Raw genomic sequence first — 15,728 nt, forward strand, 5'->3', positions numbered from 1 at the left:
GCGCTCACTGTTCTTAAACGCATATCGTTTTGGTTCTTCCATGCCGCTTTCTGTATAGACTTTATTTAGAAATTTCTGGGAAGATTCTACAGAATAAAATAATGATAACTCTTTCCACTCATGATCTCTCATATGTATTTTTAAACCCTTTCCTTTATCTAAATATTTCAACTCTTTTTCGCTTCCTTGACATGCTGTTTTCTAGTTGATAATCTACATATAATATTTTGCCGAAAAGAGGGGGATTTACTAATGTGGGAAAGTAAATTTTCAAAAGAAGGCTTAACGTTCGATGATGTACTGCTCGTACCGGCTCAATCAGACGTACTTCCGCGTGATGTGGATTTATCTGTTGAACTGACAAAGACGTTAAAGCTTAACATTCCTGTCATCAGTGCGGGAATGGATACAGTAACAGAATCAGCTATGGCGATTGCGATGGCCAGACAGGGCGGCTTGGGCATTATCCATAAAAACATGTCCATCGAACAGCAGGCTGAACATGTTGACAAAGTCAAACGTTCTGAACGGGGCGTTATTACAAATCCCTTCTTTTTAACACCTGATCATCAAGTATTCGATGCGGAGCATTTGATGGGGAAATACAGAATTTCCGGTGTTCCGATCGTAGATAATAAAGACGATCAAAAGCTTGTCGGTATCATTACAAACCGTGATCTTCGCTTTATCTCTGATTATTCAATGAAAATCAGTGATGTCATGACAAAAGAAGAGCTGGTTACGGCTTCTGTGGGAACCACATTAGACGAAGCAGAAAAAATCTTACAGAAACATAAAATTGAAAAACTTCCGTTAGTGGATAACCAAAACAAATTAAAAGGTCTTATCACGATCAAAGATATTGAAAAGGTTATCGAATTCCCGAATTCATCTAAAGATGAACACGGACGCCTTATTGTCGGCGCTGCGGTAGGCGTGACAGGCGATACAATGACACGCGTCAGCAAGCTTGTTGAAGCGAATGTCGACGTTATCGTGGTTGATACGGCTCACGGACATTCCAGAGGCGTACTGAACACAGTTGCGAAAATCCGTGAAACATATCCTGAACTGAACATTATCGCAGGAAATGTTGCAACGGCTGAAGCGACAAAAGCTCTGATTGAAGCCGGAGCAAATATTGTCAAAGTGGGAATCGGACCTGGTTCTATCTGTACGACACGCGTCGTTGCAGGTGTAGGCGTACCGCAGATCACTGCCATTTATGATTGTGCCACTGAAGCGAGAAAACACGGCGCGACAATTATCGCAGACGGCGGTATTAAATTCTCCGGAGATATTACAAAAGCGTTGGCTTCAGGCGGACATGCCGTAATGCTCGGAAGCCTGCTTGCAGGTACTTCAGAAAGCCCGGGAGAGACTGAAATCTATCAAGGCAGAAGATTTAAAGTGTATCGCGGTATGGGTTCTGTCGCTGCCATGGAAAAAGGCAGTAAAGACCGATATTTCCAAGAAGAAAATAAGAAATTCGTCCCTGAAGGTATCGAAGGACGGACTCCGTACAAAGGTCCTGTAGAAGAAACAGTGTATCAGCTTGTCGGCGGTCTTCGTTCAGGTATGGGATATTGCGGTTCAAAAGACTTGCGCGCTTTAAGAGAAGAGGCTCAATTCATCCGTATGACAGGTGCCGGTCTTCGCGAAAGTCATCCGCATGATGTCCAAATTACGAAAGAATCACCAAACTACACAATCTCATAATTGTTACAAATAAAAAACATTTGACAGGGTCGCTGACTCTGTCTATTTTTTTTATATCGAGTGTGATAAAATTTATACTGTTGTGTTTTGAATTTGAATATGTCCTTAACGGCTTAATTATAGATTTAAAATGAATGACGGAGGTCGTAAGATTGAACATCACGAAATGGAAACAGCTGTTGGTGTCATTAGTGGTACTGGCACTGGCCGCAACTTGCTTTGTTCCAATGTCTAAAGCGGAGGCAGCCGGCAATGACCCGATTGATGTCAACGCATCAGCTGCGATAATGATTGAGGCTTCATCAGGAAAAATTTTATACAGTAAAAATGCAGACAAAAGACTGCCGATTGCCAGTATGACAAAAATGATGACTGAATATCTGCTTCTGGAAGCTATTAAAGAAGGAAAAGTGAAATGGGATCAAACGTATACTCCTGATGATTATGTCTATGAAATTTCTCAAGACAACAGTTTATCAAACGTCCCCCTTCGAAAAGACGGCAAATACACGGTTAAAGAACTGTATCAGGCTATGGCGATTTACTCTGCCAACGGAGCCGCGATTGCAGTTGCCGAAATTCTTGCCGGAACTGAAACGAAATTTGTCGCTGAAATGAATGCGAAAGCCAAAGAATTAGGCATGACAAACTATGATTTTAAAAATGCCACCGGGCTTGTGAATGAAGACCTTCACGGCAAGCAGCCGCAAGGAGAAGGCGTTAAAGAAGAGAGTGAAGTTTCTGCTAAAGACATGGCGCTTCTTGCAGACCGCCTGATCACTGATTATCCGGAAGTTCTCAAAACAACAAGCATTGCTAAGACGAAATTCAGAGCCGGCACTGATGATGAAATGGACATGCCGAACTGGAACTTCATGTTAAAAGGTCTTGTTTCTGAATACCCTGGCGTTGACGGCTTAAAAACGGGTTCTACCGATTCTGCGGGATCTTGTTTTACAAGCACAGCACAGCGGAACGGAATGCGGGTCATCACCGTTGTATTAAACGCAAAAGGCAACCTGCATACCGGACGTTTTGATGAAACAAAAAAAATGCTCGATTACGCATTTAAAAGCAATTTCTCAATGAAAGATCTTTACCCTGAAGGCTCTCAAGTAAAAGGGCACGAAACGATTGACGTTGAAAAAGGGAAAGACAAGCAAGTCGATATTGTTACTGACAAGGCGCTTTCTATTCCTGTGAAAAGCGGGGATGAAAAGAATTATAAAGCCGAAGTGACTTTAGATAAAAAAGAAATCACGGCTCCTGTGAAAAAGGGAACGAAAGTCGGAACGCTGACAGTTACATACAAAGGCAGTGACAAAGACTATGGCTTCCTCAAATCCAAAGAGTTCAGCGTGAATCTTGTAACGAAAAATGATGTTGATAAAGCAAACTGGTTTGTTCAGATGATGCGCGGCATCGGCGGATTCTTCTCCGGAATCTGGAACAGCGCCGTTGACACGGTAACAGGCTGGTTTTAAGAAATAAGAAAGAGCTCTGATGAAAGTTAGGGCTCTTTTGCTTAATATACTGAAAAAACCAAATTATTAGTAAAAAATGATATCTATCTTATTCATCTCGCTGTAAAATAAGAATACCCATATGAAATATTGTATTTCTGGGATACAATAAGAGATAGAAATTATCTAACTATACATTGACTAGGGGGACCAAATAATGGCTCAAACAGGTACTGATCGTGTAAAACGCGGCATGGCGGAAATGCAAAAAGGCGGCGTCATCATGGACGTTGTAAATGCTGAACAAGCGAAGATTGCGGAAGAGGCGGGAGCTGTTGCCGTAATGGCGTTAGAACGCGTTCCGGCTGATATTCGCGCTGCCGGCGGTGTTGCCCGCATGGCTGATCCGACAATCGTTGAAGAAGTAATGAATGCTGTATCCATTCCCGTAATGGCAAAAGCGCGTATCGGACATATCGTTGAAGCGCGTGTCCTTGAAGCAATGGGAGTAGATTACATCGATGAAAGTGAAGTTCTGACTCCGGCTGACGAAGAATTTCATTTAAATAAAAATGAATATACAGTCCCGTTCGTATGCGGCTGCCGTGATCTCGGCGAAGCAACGCGCCGTATCGCCGAAGGAGCTTCCATGCTTCGTACAAAAGGCGAACCGGGAACAGGAAACATTGTGGAAGCTGTCCGCCATATGAGAAAAGTAAACGCGCAAGTGCGCAAAGTTGTTGCGATGAGCGATGATGAGCTGATGACTGAAGCTAAAAACCTCGGCGCTCCTTATGAACTGCTTCTTCAAATCAAGCGTGACGGCAAACTGCCTGTAGTGAACTTTGCTGCCGGCGGAGTAGCGACGCCTGCTGACGCGGCATTGATGATGCAGCTTGGCGCTGACGGCGTATTTGTCGGTTCAGGTATTTTCAAATCAGACAACCCTGCTAAATTCGCCAAAGCAATTGTTGAAGCAACGACTCATTACACAGACTACAAACTGATCGCTGAGCTTTCTAAAGAATTAGGCACAGCAATGAAAGGCATCGAAATCTCAAATCTATTGCCGGAACAGCGTATGCAAGAACGCGGCTGGTAAAACCATAGGAGAGTTGGAAGCATGTTAACAATTGGTGTACTTGGACTTCAAGGAGCAGTAAGAGAACATATTCGTTCAATTGAAGCATGTGGTTCAAAAGGTGTCGTCATTAAGCGTCCTGAACAGCTGAATGACATCGACGGCTTAATCCTGCCGGGCGGGGAAAGCACGACGATGCGGCGTTTAATGGATACGTATCATTTTATGGAGCCGCTTCGCGAGTTTGCCGCCCAAGGCAAGCCGATGTTCGGCACATGCGCCGGTCTGATTATTTTAGCCAAAGAGATAGCGGGAACGGATAACGCTCATCTAGGGCTGTTGAACGTTGTCGTCGAGCGTAATTCCTTTGGCCGTCAGGTCGACAGCTTTGAAGCTGATCTGACGATTAAAGGCCTTGATGAGCCGTTTACGGGTGTATTTATTCGCGCGCCGCATATTTTAGAAGCCGGAGAAGATGTTGAAGTGCTCTGTGAGCATAACGGACGCATCGTGGCTGCAAAGCAGGGGAATTTCCTCGGCTGCTCGTTCCATCCTGAACTGACGGATGATCACCGGGTGACAGAGCTGTTTGTGAAGATGGCGGAAAAGCATAAGCAGGAAACAGCTGTATAAAACAGTTGAAAACCGCTGATACTTATAGTACATTATAAACACAAATAAAGATCGAAAAGCGTTGACAGGAAGCAGTAGGGAGCCCCTCTTTCAAAGAGAGCCGATGGGTGGTGCGAATCGGTGAAAGATGCTGTCCGAATCCGTCCTTGAGCGAAATGCTGAAAACAAGTAGGCATTTACGGGAAAACCGTTATGTGTTAAAGCGGGAAGCAAGTGTGAGCTTGTTTTCAATCAGGGTGGCAACGCGAGAGCTCTCGTCCCTTCTAGGGGATGAGGGCTCTTTTTTATTTTCGATAAAAACAGATAGGAGTTGTTAGGCATGATTGATACGAAGGTGCTGAGAGCCAATTTTCAAGAGGTAAAAGCGAAGCTCATTCCAAAAGGCGAAGACTTATCTGACTTTGACAAGTTTGAAGAGCTGGACGAAAAGAGAAGAGAGCTTATCGGTAAAGTAGAAGAACTGAAGGGAAAACGCAATGAAGTGTCTCAGCAGGTCGCCGTTTTGAAACGGGAGAAAAAAGACGCTGATCATATTATTAAAGAGATGCGTGAAGTGGGCGAAGAAATTAAGAAGCTTGATGAAGAGCTTCGTACTGTCGAAACGACGCTCGAAACCATCCTTCTGTCTATTCCGAACATCCCGCACGATTCAGTGCCCGTCGGGGAAACGGAAGATGATAACATTGAAATTCGCAAGTGGGGAGAGGCGCCGGCATTTTCATATGAGCCGAAACCGCATTGGGATATCGCAGACCATTTAAACATTCTTGATTTCGAACGCGCTTCAAAAGTAACAGGCAGCCGGTTTGTGTTTTATAAAGGATTAGGCGCCCGCCTCGAACGCGCGCTCTACAACTTTATGCTGGATCTTCACGTTGATGAATATGATTACACAGAAGTCATTCCTCCTTATATGGTAAACCGTACGAGCATGACAGGTACGGGACAGCTTCCTAAATTTGAAGAGGATGCTTTTAAAATCAGAGAAGAGGATTATTTCTTAATTCCGACGGCGGAAGTGCCGATTACAAATATGCACCGCGATGAAATCTTATCCGGTGAGAACCTGCCGATCAATTATGCCGCATTCAGCGCCTGCTTCCGTTCAGAAGCGGGATCTGCCGGCCGTGATACACGCGGTTTGATCCGCCAGCATCAGTTCAACAAGGTTGAGCTTGTGAAATTCGTGAAGCCGGAAGATTCTTATGAGGAACTTGAAAAACTGACAAATCAAGCCGAGCGGGTGCTTCAGCTGCTCGAACTGCCGTATCGTGTCATGAGTATGTGTACCGGTGATCTCGGCTTTACAGCCGCGAAAAAGTACGATATTGAGGTATGGATTCCGAGCCAAGACACATACCGTGAAATTTCTTCTTGCAGTAACTTTGAGGCCTTCCAGGCGAGACGCGCAAACATTCGATTCAGACGCGAAGCGAAAGGCAAGCCGGAGCATGTGCATACATTAAACGGTTCAGGCCTTGCAGTCGGCAGAACAGTAGCTGCCATCTTAGAAAACTACCAGCAGGAAGACGGAAGTGTCATCATTCCGAAAGTGCTTCGTCCTTATATGGGAAATAAAGAAGTCATCAAACCGTAAAAGGTGCGCCCTAGAGGCGCGCCTTTTTTGCTGCCCGGTATAGAGCGGCGGTATTCCGGGCTGTGCTTTCAAGGTTAAAACGGCCGGATGCTAAGGCGTCTTCAAGACTTACAGCGCCGGGCACGATAGAAAATACAGCTGTTATTCCTGCGCTGTAAACATGCTCGAAATTTTTGCCTAAGGAGCCTGCCAATGCGATAACGGGAATTTCTTGAGCAGATGCGCGTGCGGCGATCCCGGCGGGGGTTTTGCCGAATATCGTTTGTCCGTCTATCTGCCCCTCTCCGGTAATGACAAGGTCAGCGCCTCTTATCTGATCTGAGAAGGACAGTGTATCTAATACAACATCAATCCCGCTTTGGAGTTCTGCCTGTAAGAAAGCGATCAGTCCGGCGCCCAAACCTCCCGCGGCGCCCGCGCCTTTTACGGTATCCGCTTCGATATCGTGCTGACGTCTCAATACATCAGCGAAATGGCGTAAGTTGCGATCCAATACAACTTTAGTCTTCTCGGACGTCCCTTTTTGCGGGCCGAAGACAAATGACGCACCGTTTTCGCCGGTCAGGGGATTTTCGACATCACATGCGGCACGGATACGGATATGTTTCAGTTCAGGGGAGAGACCGCTTATATCAATAGAAGCTAGGGTGTGCAGAGCGCCTCCGCCGTCAGGTATCTCCTGACCTTCCTCATTTAAGAAACGCACACCGAGCGCGCTCGCCATTCCTGTTCCGCCGTCATTGGTTGCGCTCCCGCCAAGCCCGATGATGATCTCACCCGCCCCGCGGGAAGCTGCATCTGCTATCAGTTCACCCGTTCCTCTTGTCGTTGTGTTCAACGGATCTCTGAGATGGCGGGGAACGAGATGAAGCCCCGATGCTTCTGCCATTTCAATGACTGCCGTGCGTCCGTCTCCCAGAAGTCCATATGCGGCATTTACCGGTGTTCCCAACGGACCGGTCACAGTTTTTTTGATGATGCTTCCGCCAGTGGCATCCGTCAAAGCCTGAACGGTTCCTTCTCCGCCGTCGGCCGCGGGTATCTTAATATATTCCGCGTCAGGGAAGACCGCTTTGAATCCTTTTTCTATGCTGTCAGCGGCTTCTTTTGATGTCATGCTTTCTTTGAAAGAATCCGGTGCAATAATGATTTTCATTATGTTCTCCACCTTTATGAGCAGGTTATCTGTTTGAATCTATTCTTGATTTTTACTGTGATTTCCTGCCCGTATGGCATACTGAGGTTGAATTGGACGCAAGACTTTTGTATGATAGTAAAGCTGACGGACAAGCCGTTTAAGAAAAAGAAATAAAAAATATGAAAAAGCGCTTGACTGAAATTTAGGTCATGTGGTATATTATTAAATGTCGATACGGAGGAATACCCAAGTCTGGCTGAAGGGATCGGTCTTGAAAACCGACAGGGGTGTCAAAGCCCGCGGGGGTTCGAATCCCTCTTCCTCCGCCATATTGATTTTAAACCTAATGAAACTCGAGCATATAATGGAGATTGTTTTGTCCGCTGCATGTGATGCAGCGGATTTTTTATATGCAAAAAAAGCGATTTTCTCTGTTCGGGGAAAATCGCTTTGCTATTTTCATTTATTTCTGTTTTCGTTGATCACGTGACTGATTTTTTCGATCAAAGGTTCCAGTGACTGTTCATCAGCTTCAAGGTCATAATCTTCAATGCGTACTTTCAGCACAGGGCAGGCGTTAAAACCGCTGATCCAGTCTTCGTACCGTGTATACATCTCTTCCCAATAAGAGCGGTTTGTCTGCAGCTCCATCTCGCGGCCCCGCTTTTCAATCCGGTTTATAATGTTTTCAAGGTCGCCTTCTAAATAGATCAAAACATCAGGATGCGGGAAGTACGGCGTCATGACCATCGCTTCAAATAGGCTTGTGTATGTTGTGTAATCTGTCAGCGACATGGTTCCTTTATCGGCATGCATTTTTGCGAATATGCCTGTATCTTCATAAATCGAACGATCCTGCACGAATCCGCCGCCTGATTCAAACATGTTTTTCTGCTCTTTGAACCGCTCAGCCAGAAAATAAATTTGCAAATGGAAGCTCCAGCGTTCAAAATCGTGATAAAACTTCTCTAAATAAGGGTTTTCATCCACTTCCTCAAGTGAGGTATGAAACCCGAGCCGTTTTGCTAAAGCTTTGGTCAAAGTCGATTTTCCGACTCCTACCGTTCCTGCTACTGTTATAATGGCGTTGTTTGGAATATGAATGTCTTTCATTTAATAAGCTCCTTTACCTGACGGGCAATTCTTTCATAGTCTGTCTTATTCAAAACAAAGTCTTCAGTATCACCGTCAATGGTCAGTACAGATATATCCGGATTTTCTTCCTGAAGCTGTCTGATGGCTGTGTCGTAATCTGCAATGAGACGTTCCAGATATTGATGTTCGATATTTTTCTCAAACGGGCGCCCGCGTTTTTCAATGCGTTGAAGCAATGTCGGCAGGCTTGCCTTTATGTATACAATAACATTCGGTTTCGGCAGGTCGTGAGTAAGCAGATGATAAATCTGCTTATATTTCTCAAGCTTTTGGCCGTGCAATGTACGCTCTGCGAAAATAACATTTTTATAAATATGATAATCGGACAAAACGGGCTGTCCTTGTTTTAAATAATCTCGGTCGGTGTCTTCAAGCTGTTTATACCTGTGACATAGAAAAAACATTTCAAGCTGGAAACTCCACTCCTCGATATTGTCATAAAACTTATCGAGATAAGGGTTGTCTTCCACAATCTCATTAATCATAGGAAAACCGAGCTCTTCAGAAAGCATCGTAGCGAGTGTCGTTTTTCCTGCCCCGATAGGACCTTCTACCGCGATAAAAGGGGCTCTGTTCATTGAAAATCCTCCTTAATTCTGCAAACATCCGTCAGCTGCCGGCCTTTATATTGTATCACACTCTCAGAAAAGCCCATGAAAAAAGACGCTTCCAATTAACGAAACGTCTCTTTCACAATATGAAATTGATCACCGAGCAAAAGCCAGTTTTGCGGGAAGGAGAGGCCGAGTTTCCAATAGCTGATTCCTCTTAAATGAAGTTCTTTAATTAAATTGAATTTCGCTTGAATGGATCGTGCGTCTTCAAACCATACTTCATGCCGTCTCTGATTTTCATCCGTGTAACGAAAGAATGGAGCCTGGGCGGTTTCGTCATATTGAATGTCGACTTTATGGCGTGCTGCCAGAGCGATTGCCTGCTGAGGACTGACGGCTTTGGCTGTCGTTCCCTGTTTAAAAGGCAGTGTCCAATCGTAGCCGTACATGTTCTGGCCCATGACGATTTTTGAAGAAGGCATTTCCGTCAGCGCGTACTCAATGACATTTCTTACAGGGCCGATAGGTGATACGGCCTGAGCCGGGCCTCCGCTGTATCCCCACTCATATGTCATGATTACGACAAAATCGACGATTTCTCCATGTGCCCTATAGTCATGTGCTTCGTACCATTTGCCGGCCTGAGTCGCGCTCGTTTTCGGAGCAAGCGCCGTTGAAATCTTCCAGCCTTCCCGATGAAAAATCGTCCTCGCTTCACGTAAAAAACGATTGTAGGCTTCTCTGTCCTGTGGACGTAAATATTCGAAATCAAAGTGAATATCACGAAAGCCGTACTTTTTAGCCGTGGAGACGATTTCCTGGAAGAGTTTTGTTTTCACTGTATTGTCATTCAAGATGAGCCGCCCGAGTTCATCGCTGAATGCGTCATTTTCAAGGTTGGTGATGATCATCATCAGTGTGGTGTTGTGCCTGTCACTGATGCTTTTTAAATTGGTCAGGGGCGGTTCCTTTAAAGTCCCGTTCCGCTGCACTTGAAAACTGAATGCGCCGAGGTATGTTAAATAAGGAGAGGCCTCCCTTGCCGCCTGCTGCAGATTAGCGCTTACGCTCGTTCCCCGCGGTTCTATATATGCATTTGATTCGATATCGGGCTTATTCGCCTGCTGCGGAATGTAAAGGCGGGTTCCGACTCTCAATGTGGTGCCGGGCTGAATTCCGTTCACCCTCGCAAGCTCCGCGGCCGATATATGAAAACGGCCGGCGATTGCCGCGAGAGTATCACCTTGTTTCACTTCGTAATATTGACCCTCAATCGGGATGACAAGGGTTTGTCCGACAACCAATGTATTTGGATTAGGCAGTTTATTTGCTTCCGCAATGACATTTGCGGCTGTCCGGTAGCGCGCCGCAATAGCGGAAAGTGTGTCGCCCCGTTTCACTATATAGATCTGAATGAAAAACGCCTCCTTTCATATCCGCTATCAAATATATGAAAAAAGGAGGCTGATCATGTTTATTTTTCGGCGGTAATTTGTTTTTCCGTGGTTATTTCTGCGAAGAGAACATTCTCCATCATGGTCAAAGCGAAATCATTGTCTTCGTCGTTATTGGAAGCGGTGCAGTCTTTCGGAATGATGATGTTGTATTCTCTCATATAGGCGTCGTTGGCCGTGAACAGCACACAAATGTTCCCGGCAATCCCTGTGATGATTAATCGGTTCACTTGTAATTCGGTCAAAAGGGTGTGAAGCGCCGTTTCGTAAAAAGCGGAATGCTTCGGTTTAATAAGAAAATAATCATCAGGCTGAGGCGAAATATCTTTTATAATGGGGGCGCTTCTGTCGTTGCTGCATTCCTCCCTGATGGCATCAATATCAGCCTTCCAGAGCCCGTAATGATCATTAATATAAATAATCGGCCAGTTGCTTTGTTTTGCATGCTTCTTTAATGATAAAATACGGGGAACAATTTGTTTGGTTTTTTCAGCAAGACGTTCGCCCATATCAAATTGAAAATTGTTGATCATATCGACAATCAGAAGGGCTGTGTTGTTAGGTTCAGACAATACCGGCAACTCCTTTCTGCTGGGGTATTCCTATTTTAACCTTTATGAGACATGAAAAAACTTAAGAAGAGAGCTTGAACCGATGAATGATGAATATTATATGAGAGAAGCCATAAAAGAAGCGAAGAAAGCCGAAGCGAAAGGTGAAGTGCCGATCGGAGCAGTTCTTGTTCTGCATGATGAGATCGTGGCGCGGGCGCATAATCTGCGGGAGACTGAACAGAGGTCGCTTGCCCATGCCGAAATGCTGGCGATTGATGAAGCGTGCCGTAAGCTGGGGACATGGAGACTTGAGGATGCCGTTCTTTATGTCACTTTGGAGCCGTGTCCGATGTGCGCGGGAGCCGTCGTGCTTTCGAGAGTCGATAAGGTCGTATTCGGCGCATTTGATCCCAAGGGGGGATGTACAGGAACGCTGATGAACCTCTTGCAGGAAGAGCGGTTCAACCACCAAGCGGAAGTGGTGAGCGGCGTGCTCGGAGAAGAGTGCGGAGAAATGCTCAGCGCTTTTTTCAGAAAGCTGCGCCGGCAAAAGAAAGACATGAGGAAAAAGTTGTCTGAGTAGTACGGTTGCATTTTCTGCCTGAAGCAGATATACTTATGTGTGCATCATGAATGGTGCGCATATAAAAATTTGATATTTATTTTGCCGTGCTAAGCGGGGAGGTAGCGGTGCCCTGTACCCGCAATCCGCTCTAGCGGGGCCGAATCCCTTCTCGAGGTTCGTTTACTGTAAGGTCTGCCTTAAGTAAGTGGCGTTGACGTCTGGGTCCTGCGCAATGGGAATTCATGAACCATGTCAGGTCCGGAAGGAAGCAGCATTAAGTGAAACCTCTCATGTGCCGCAGGGTTGCCTGGGCTGAGCTAACTGCTTAAGTAACGCTTAGGGTAGCGAATCGACAGAAGGTGCACGGTAAATCAATCATCAAATTTCAGACTCACCTGTTTATGGCAGGTGAGTTTTTTCGTATATGAAAAACGGGTTTTGGCGTTAAAAGCACGTTCATGTATAATAAACATGATGAATAACAGAGGAGGGCGCATCCTGTGGGTTACCAAGCTTTATATCGAGTATTTAGGCCTCAGCAGTTTGAAGATGTGGTCGGACAGGAACACATTACGAAAACGCTGCAAAATGCCCTTTTGCAAAAGAAATTTTCTCATGCATATCTGTTTTCTGGACCGCGGGGAACGGGAAAAACCAGTGCAGCTAAAATATTTGCGAAAGCAGTCAACTGTGAGCACGCCCCCGTAGAAGAACCGTGCAATGAATGTGCGGCGTGCAAGGGGATTACAAACGGCTCTATATCAGATGTGATTGAAATAGATGCGGCGTCGAATAACGGCGTAGACGAAATCCGCGACATCCGTGACAAAGTAAAATTCGCCCCGTCGGCCGTCACCTACAAGGTATATATTATAGATGAGGTGCATATGCTCTCTATCGGCGCATTCAATGCGCTTCTGAAAACGCTGGAAGAACCGCCGGCACATTGCATTTTCATATTAGCTACGACTGAGCCTCATAAGATTCCTTTAACCATTATCTCCAGATGTCAGCGTTTTGACTTCAAACGGATTACATCCAAAGCAATTGTCGGACGAATGAAGACAATCGTCGATGCAGAGCAGCTGAAGGTGGAAGAAGGAGCCCTTGATATCATAGCGAGTGCTGCGGACGGAGGAATGAGGGACGCGCTGAGCCTGCTCGATCAAGCCGTATCATTCAGCGGCGAGGAACTGTCGGTGGATGACGCATTGCTCATTACCGGAGCCGTTTCTCAGCACTATATTGGGAAACTGGCATCTGCTCTTCACCGCAAACAGGTTTCCGAGGCACTGGAAACATTGAATGAATTGCTCCAGCAGGGGAAAGATGCGGCCAAACTGATTGAAGATATGATTTTCTATTTCAGGGATATGCTCTTGTACCAGGCCGCTCCCGGTTTAGAAGGAGTCCTGGAGAAGGTGAAGGTCGATGAAACGTTCCGGAATCTGAGCGGTGATATACCGGCCCCCGCTTTATATGAGATGATTGATATCCTGAATAAAAGCCATCAGGAAATGAAGTGGACGAACCACCCAAGAATCTTTTTTGAAGTGGCTGTCGTGAAAATATGCCAGACGGCACAGCAATCCGCGGGAGATATCCCTGAGGTCGGCATGCTGATGAATAAGATTCAGCAGCTTGAGCAGGAAGTGGAAAGGCTGAAAACCTCCGGTGTGAAGGTTCAGATGGAAAGCGCTCCGAAAGAAGCTCCGCGTCCTCAAAAAGGCGGAAAAAGCCATTATAAAGCTCCAGTCGGAAGAATTCATGAGATATTGAAGGAAGCCACAAGACCTGATCTTGAACAGCTTAAAAGCAGCTGGGGCAAGCTGCTGGCACACCTGAAACAGCAGAATAAGGTGTCTCATGCAGCTCTTTTGAATGACAGTGAACCGGTGGCTGCTGCTCAAAAGGCATTTGTGCTTAAATTTAAATACGAAATCCATTGTAAAATGGTTGCAGAAGACAATAACGGAGTCCGTACGAATCTTGAACAGATTCTCGAATCAATGCTCGGGAAAAGAATGGATTTGATTGGCGTTCCGGAAGCACAATGGGGTAAAATAAGAGAAGAATTTTTAAATGATCACCAGCAGGAAAGTGAAGGATCAAACGAACCGGCTGAAGAAGATCCGCTGATTGCAGAGGCGAAAAAACTTGTCGGAGCGGATTTAATCGAAATAAAAGACTAATAAGATGAAAGAGAGTGATGAATATGCGTGGCGGAATGGGAAACATGCAAAAAATGATGAAACAAATGCAAAAAATGCAAAAGGATATGGCGAAGGCTCAGGAGGAGCTTGCTGAAAAAGTGCTTGAAGGCACAGCGGGCGGCGGAATGGTGACTGTAAAAGTCAACGGCCAAAAAGAAGTTGTAGACGTTGCCATTAAAGAAGAAGTCGTTGATCCGGAAGATATCGAAATGCTTCAGGACCTGATTCTTGCCGCAACAAACGACGCCCTCAAAAAAGTGGATGACATGACGAATGAGACAATGGGACAATTTACAAAAGGAATGAACATACCGGGTTTATTCTAGGGGGATAAATAAACATGCAGTATCCTGAACCAATATCAAAGCTGATTGACAGCTTTATGAAATTGCCAGGGATCGGACCGAAAACAGCGGTTCGTCTGGCTTTTTTTGTTCTAGGTATGAAAGAAGACGTGGTATTAGATTTCGCGAAAGCATTAGTAAATGCGAAGCGCAACCTGACATATTGTTCGATTTGCGGACATATTACAGATCAGGACCCTTGTTATATATGTGAGGACACAAGAAGGGATAAGTCTGTTATTTGTGTCGTGCAGGACCCTAAGGATGTTATCGCAATGGAGAAAATGAAGGAATATAACGGCCAGTATCATGTTCTTCACGGCGCGATTTCACCAATGGACGGCATCGGCCCGGAGGATATTAAGATTCCGGAGCTGCTGAAACGTCTTCAGGATGATCAAGTGACAGAAGTCATTCTCGCAACCAACCCTAATATTGAAGGGGAAGCAACAGCGATGTATATATCAAGGCTGTTAAAGCCCTCAGGCATCAAGCTCTCCCGTATTGCCCACGGTCTGCCCGTCGGCGGTGATTTGGAATATGCTGATGAGGTCACTCTTTCAAAAGCTCTTGAAGGAAGACGTGAATTGTAAGGGAGGAAAAGGCAAGGCATGGGTTTTCTTCGCAGAAATACATTAAGAAAAGAGTTTGACGAGAAGCTGATAGAACAGCTCTTTAAACAAAAAGAAGAATGGAACAGGCAGAAGAGTCTGGTCGAGAAAAGTCTCGAGCCCTCCGCTGAGGTGTTGTTTGAGCTGAAAGTCGCTGAATCTAAATACTTTTTCTATTTAAAAGAAGCGAAGCAGCGGAATTTGAAAATGAGCAGATGGAAGTAAAAGGTCTATTCTCCGGGGTCTTCTCATAAGCTTGTACTAAACAAGCGAGGGGGAAGATTCATGGAGCCTTTTTTCATTATCGGTTTGATTGTCGGTCTGGTTGCTTTGCTTTTTTTATGGGGAGTATCTTCAAAACCTTTAAGATGGATTGGTGTGACTGCGATTAAGTTTATTGCCGGCGCGATTTTGCTGGTGGGTGTGAACTTGTTCGGAGGCAGTCTCGGTATTCATATCCCTGTTAACCTGATTACAACGGGCATCAGCGGGATTCTGGGGATTCCCGGCATCGCTGCTTTGATAGTCATTAAACGCTTCATCATTTAATTTGTCGATTATTGTTGACATGTCGGATTAAGGGTGGTATTCTAATATACGTCGCTGATGACGAAACGATTTTTTTGAAAAAGAAATTTTAAAAAGTT

At 45.3% G+C, this 15,728-nt stretch carries 17 protein-coding genes, 1 tRNA gene, 1 other RNA gene and 1 other annotated feature (1 of these 20 running past the window's edge); of the genes, 13 read left to right on the top strand and 6 right to left on the bottom strand.

The features are described from left to right. A protein-coding gene (locus MY7_RS17965; protein WP_007615119.1) for a YaaC family protein crosses the window boundary here: on the bottom strand, positions 1 to 132 show its beginning. 819 nt of this gene lie to the left of the window's left edge; only the first 132 of its 951 coding nucleotides appear in the window; it begins with the start codon at positions 130 to 132; its stop codon lies off the left edge, out of view. A 120-nt stretch (positions 133 to 252) separates the two neighbouring features. On the opposite strand from MY7_RS17965, the gene guaB reads away from it, so the two are divergent. The 5 genes from guaB (at position 253) to serS (ending at position 6,493) form a co-directional block, all read left to right on the top strand. Next, entirely contained in the window at positions 253 to 1,719 is a 1,467-nt protein-coding gene (guaB, locus tag MY7_RS17970) for an IMP dehydrogenase (protein WP_007615121.1), read from the top strand. A 152-nt stretch (positions 1,720 to 1,871) separates the two neighbouring features. Then, entirely contained in the window at positions 1,872 to 3,203 is a 1,332-nt protein-coding gene (dacA, locus tag MY7_RS17975) for a D-alanyl-D-alanine carboxypeptidase (protein ID WP_029326157.1), read from the top strand. 196 nt (positions 3,204 to 3,399) lie between these two features. Next, positions 3,400 to 4,284, top strand: a complete 885-nt coding sequence (gene pdxS, locus MY7_RS17980; RefSeq protein WP_003150714.1) for a pyridoxal 5'-phosphate synthase lyase subunit PdxS — start codon at positions 3,400 to 3,402, stop codon at positions 4,282 to 4,284. 21 nt (positions 4,285 to 4,305) lie between these two features. Further along, entirely contained in the window at positions 4,306 to 4,896 is a 591-nt protein-coding gene (gene pdxT, locus MY7_RS17985) for a pyridoxal 5'-phosphate synthase glutaminase subunit PdxT (protein WP_007615126.1), read from the top strand. A gap of 52 nt (positions 4,897 to 4,948) precedes the next feature. Beyond that, positions 4,949 to 5,161, top strand: a binding site (T-box leader). 54 nt (positions 5,162 to 5,215) lie between these two features. Continuing rightward, complete coding sequence (gene serS, locus MY7_RS17990) at positions 5,216 to 6,493, top strand: serine--tRNA ligase (protein ID WP_007408744.1); 1,278 nt, start codon at positions 5,216 to 5,218, stop codon at positions 6,491 to 6,493. Between the two features lie 10 nt (positions 6,494 to 6,503). On the opposite strand, the gene MY7_RS17995 is transcribed toward serS, so the two are convergent. Next, the gene (locus tag MY7_RS17995) at positions 6,504 to 7,649 is read right to left on the bottom strand and encodes a glycerate kinase (RefSeq protein WP_007615128.1); all 1,146 of its coding nucleotides are present in this window, start codon (positions 7,647 to 7,649) and stop codon (positions 6,504 to 6,506) included. A 218-nt stretch (positions 7,650 to 7,867) separates the two neighbouring features. Between MY7_RS17995 and MY7_RS18000 the strand changes: the two genes are divergently transcribed. After that, positions 7,868 to 7,960: transfer RNA gene (locus MY7_RS18000), tRNA-Ser, on the top strand. Between the two features lie 130 nt (positions 7,961 to 8,090). Here MY7_RS18000 and dck read toward each other — a convergent pair. The 4 genes from dck to MY7_RS18020 all read right to left on the bottom strand — a co-directional run bounded on the left by dck (position 8,091) and on the right by MY7_RS18020 (position 11,366). Further along, on the bottom strand, positions 8,091 to 8,744 hold the full coding sequence (gene dck / locus MY7_RS18005; protein ID WP_007615132.1) for a deoxyadenosine/deoxycytidine kinase: 654 nt from the start codon (positions 8,742 to 8,744) through the stop codon (positions 8,091 to 8,093). After that, complete coding sequence (locus tag MY7_RS18010; RefSeq protein ID WP_007615135.1) at positions 8,741 to 9,364, bottom strand: deoxynucleoside kinase; 624 nt, start codon at positions 9,362 to 9,364, stop codon at positions 8,741 to 8,743. The genes dck and MY7_RS18010 overlap by 4 nt, the downstream gene beginning before the upstream one ends. Before the next feature lie 95 nt (positions 9,365 to 9,459). Further along, complete coding sequence (locus tag MY7_RS18015; protein ID WP_029326156.1) at positions 9,460 to 10,743, bottom strand: LysM peptidoglycan-binding domain-containing protein; 1,284 nt, start codon at positions 10,741 to 10,743, stop codon at positions 9,460 to 9,462. 71 nt (positions 10,744 to 10,814) lie between these two features. Beyond that, the gene (locus MY7_RS18020) at positions 10,815 to 11,366 is read right to left on the bottom strand and encodes an isochorismatase family cysteine hydrolase (protein WP_007615139.1); all 552 of its coding nucleotides are present in this window, start codon (positions 11,364 to 11,366) and stop codon (positions 10,815 to 10,817) included. 82 nt (positions 11,367 to 11,448) lie between these two features. Here MY7_RS18020 and tadA point away from each other — a divergent pair, with 82 nt between their 5' ends. From tadA to MY7_RS18050, 7 genes are all read left to right on the top strand, one after another. Further along, entirely contained in the window at positions 11,449 to 11,931 is a 483-nt protein-coding gene (gene tadA / locus MY7_RS18025) for a tRNA adenosine(34) deaminase TadA (protein ID WP_007615141.1), read from the top strand. Between the two features lie 84 nt (positions 11,932 to 12,015). Beyond that, positions 12,016 to 12,280: signal recognition particle sRNA large type (ffs, locus tag MY7_RS19460), an RNA gene on the top strand. Positions 12,281 to 12,413: 133 nt separating this feature from the next. Beyond that, positions 12,414 to 14,105 carry a DNA polymerase III subunit gamma/tau gene (gene dnaX, locus MY7_RS18030; protein WP_003150701.1) on the top strand — a complete coding sequence of 564 codons (1,692 nt, stop codon included), beginning with the start codon at positions 12,414 to 12,416 and terminating at the stop codon, positions 14,103 to 14,105. 23 nt (positions 14,106 to 14,128) lie between these two features. Then, positions 14,129 to 14,452 carry a YbaB/EbfC family nucleoid-associated protein gene (locus MY7_RS18035; RefSeq protein ID WP_029326155.1) on the top strand — a complete coding sequence of 108 codons (324 nt, stop codon included), beginning with the start codon at positions 14,129 to 14,131 and terminating at the stop codon, positions 14,450 to 14,452. A 14-nt stretch (positions 14,453 to 14,466) separates the two neighbouring features. Then, positions 14,467 to 15,063, top strand: a complete 597-nt coding sequence (gene recR / locus MY7_RS18040) for a recombination protein RecR (RefSeq protein WP_007615147.1) — start codon at positions 14,467 to 14,469, stop codon at positions 15,061 to 15,063. An 18-nt stretch (positions 15,064 to 15,081) separates the two neighbouring features. Next, on the top strand, positions 15,082 to 15,306 hold the full coding sequence (locus MY7_RS18045) for a YaaL family protein (RefSeq protein ID WP_007408755.1): 225 nt from the start codon (positions 15,082 to 15,084) through the stop codon (positions 15,304 to 15,306). Between the two features lie 60 nt (positions 15,307 to 15,366). Next, a complete protein-coding gene (locus tag MY7_RS18050) occupies positions 15,367 to 15,630 on the top strand; it encodes a pro-sigmaK processing inhibitor BofA family protein (RefSeq protein WP_003150686.1) in 264 nt (87 codons plus the stop codon). Positions 15,631 to 15,728 lie beyond the last annotated feature (98 nt).

The sequence above is a fragment of the Bacillus sp. 5B6 genome (genome assembly GCF_000259405.1).
Taxonomy (GTDB): domain Bacteria; phylum Bacillota; class Bacilli; order Bacillales; family Bacillaceae; genus Bacillus; species Bacillus velezensis.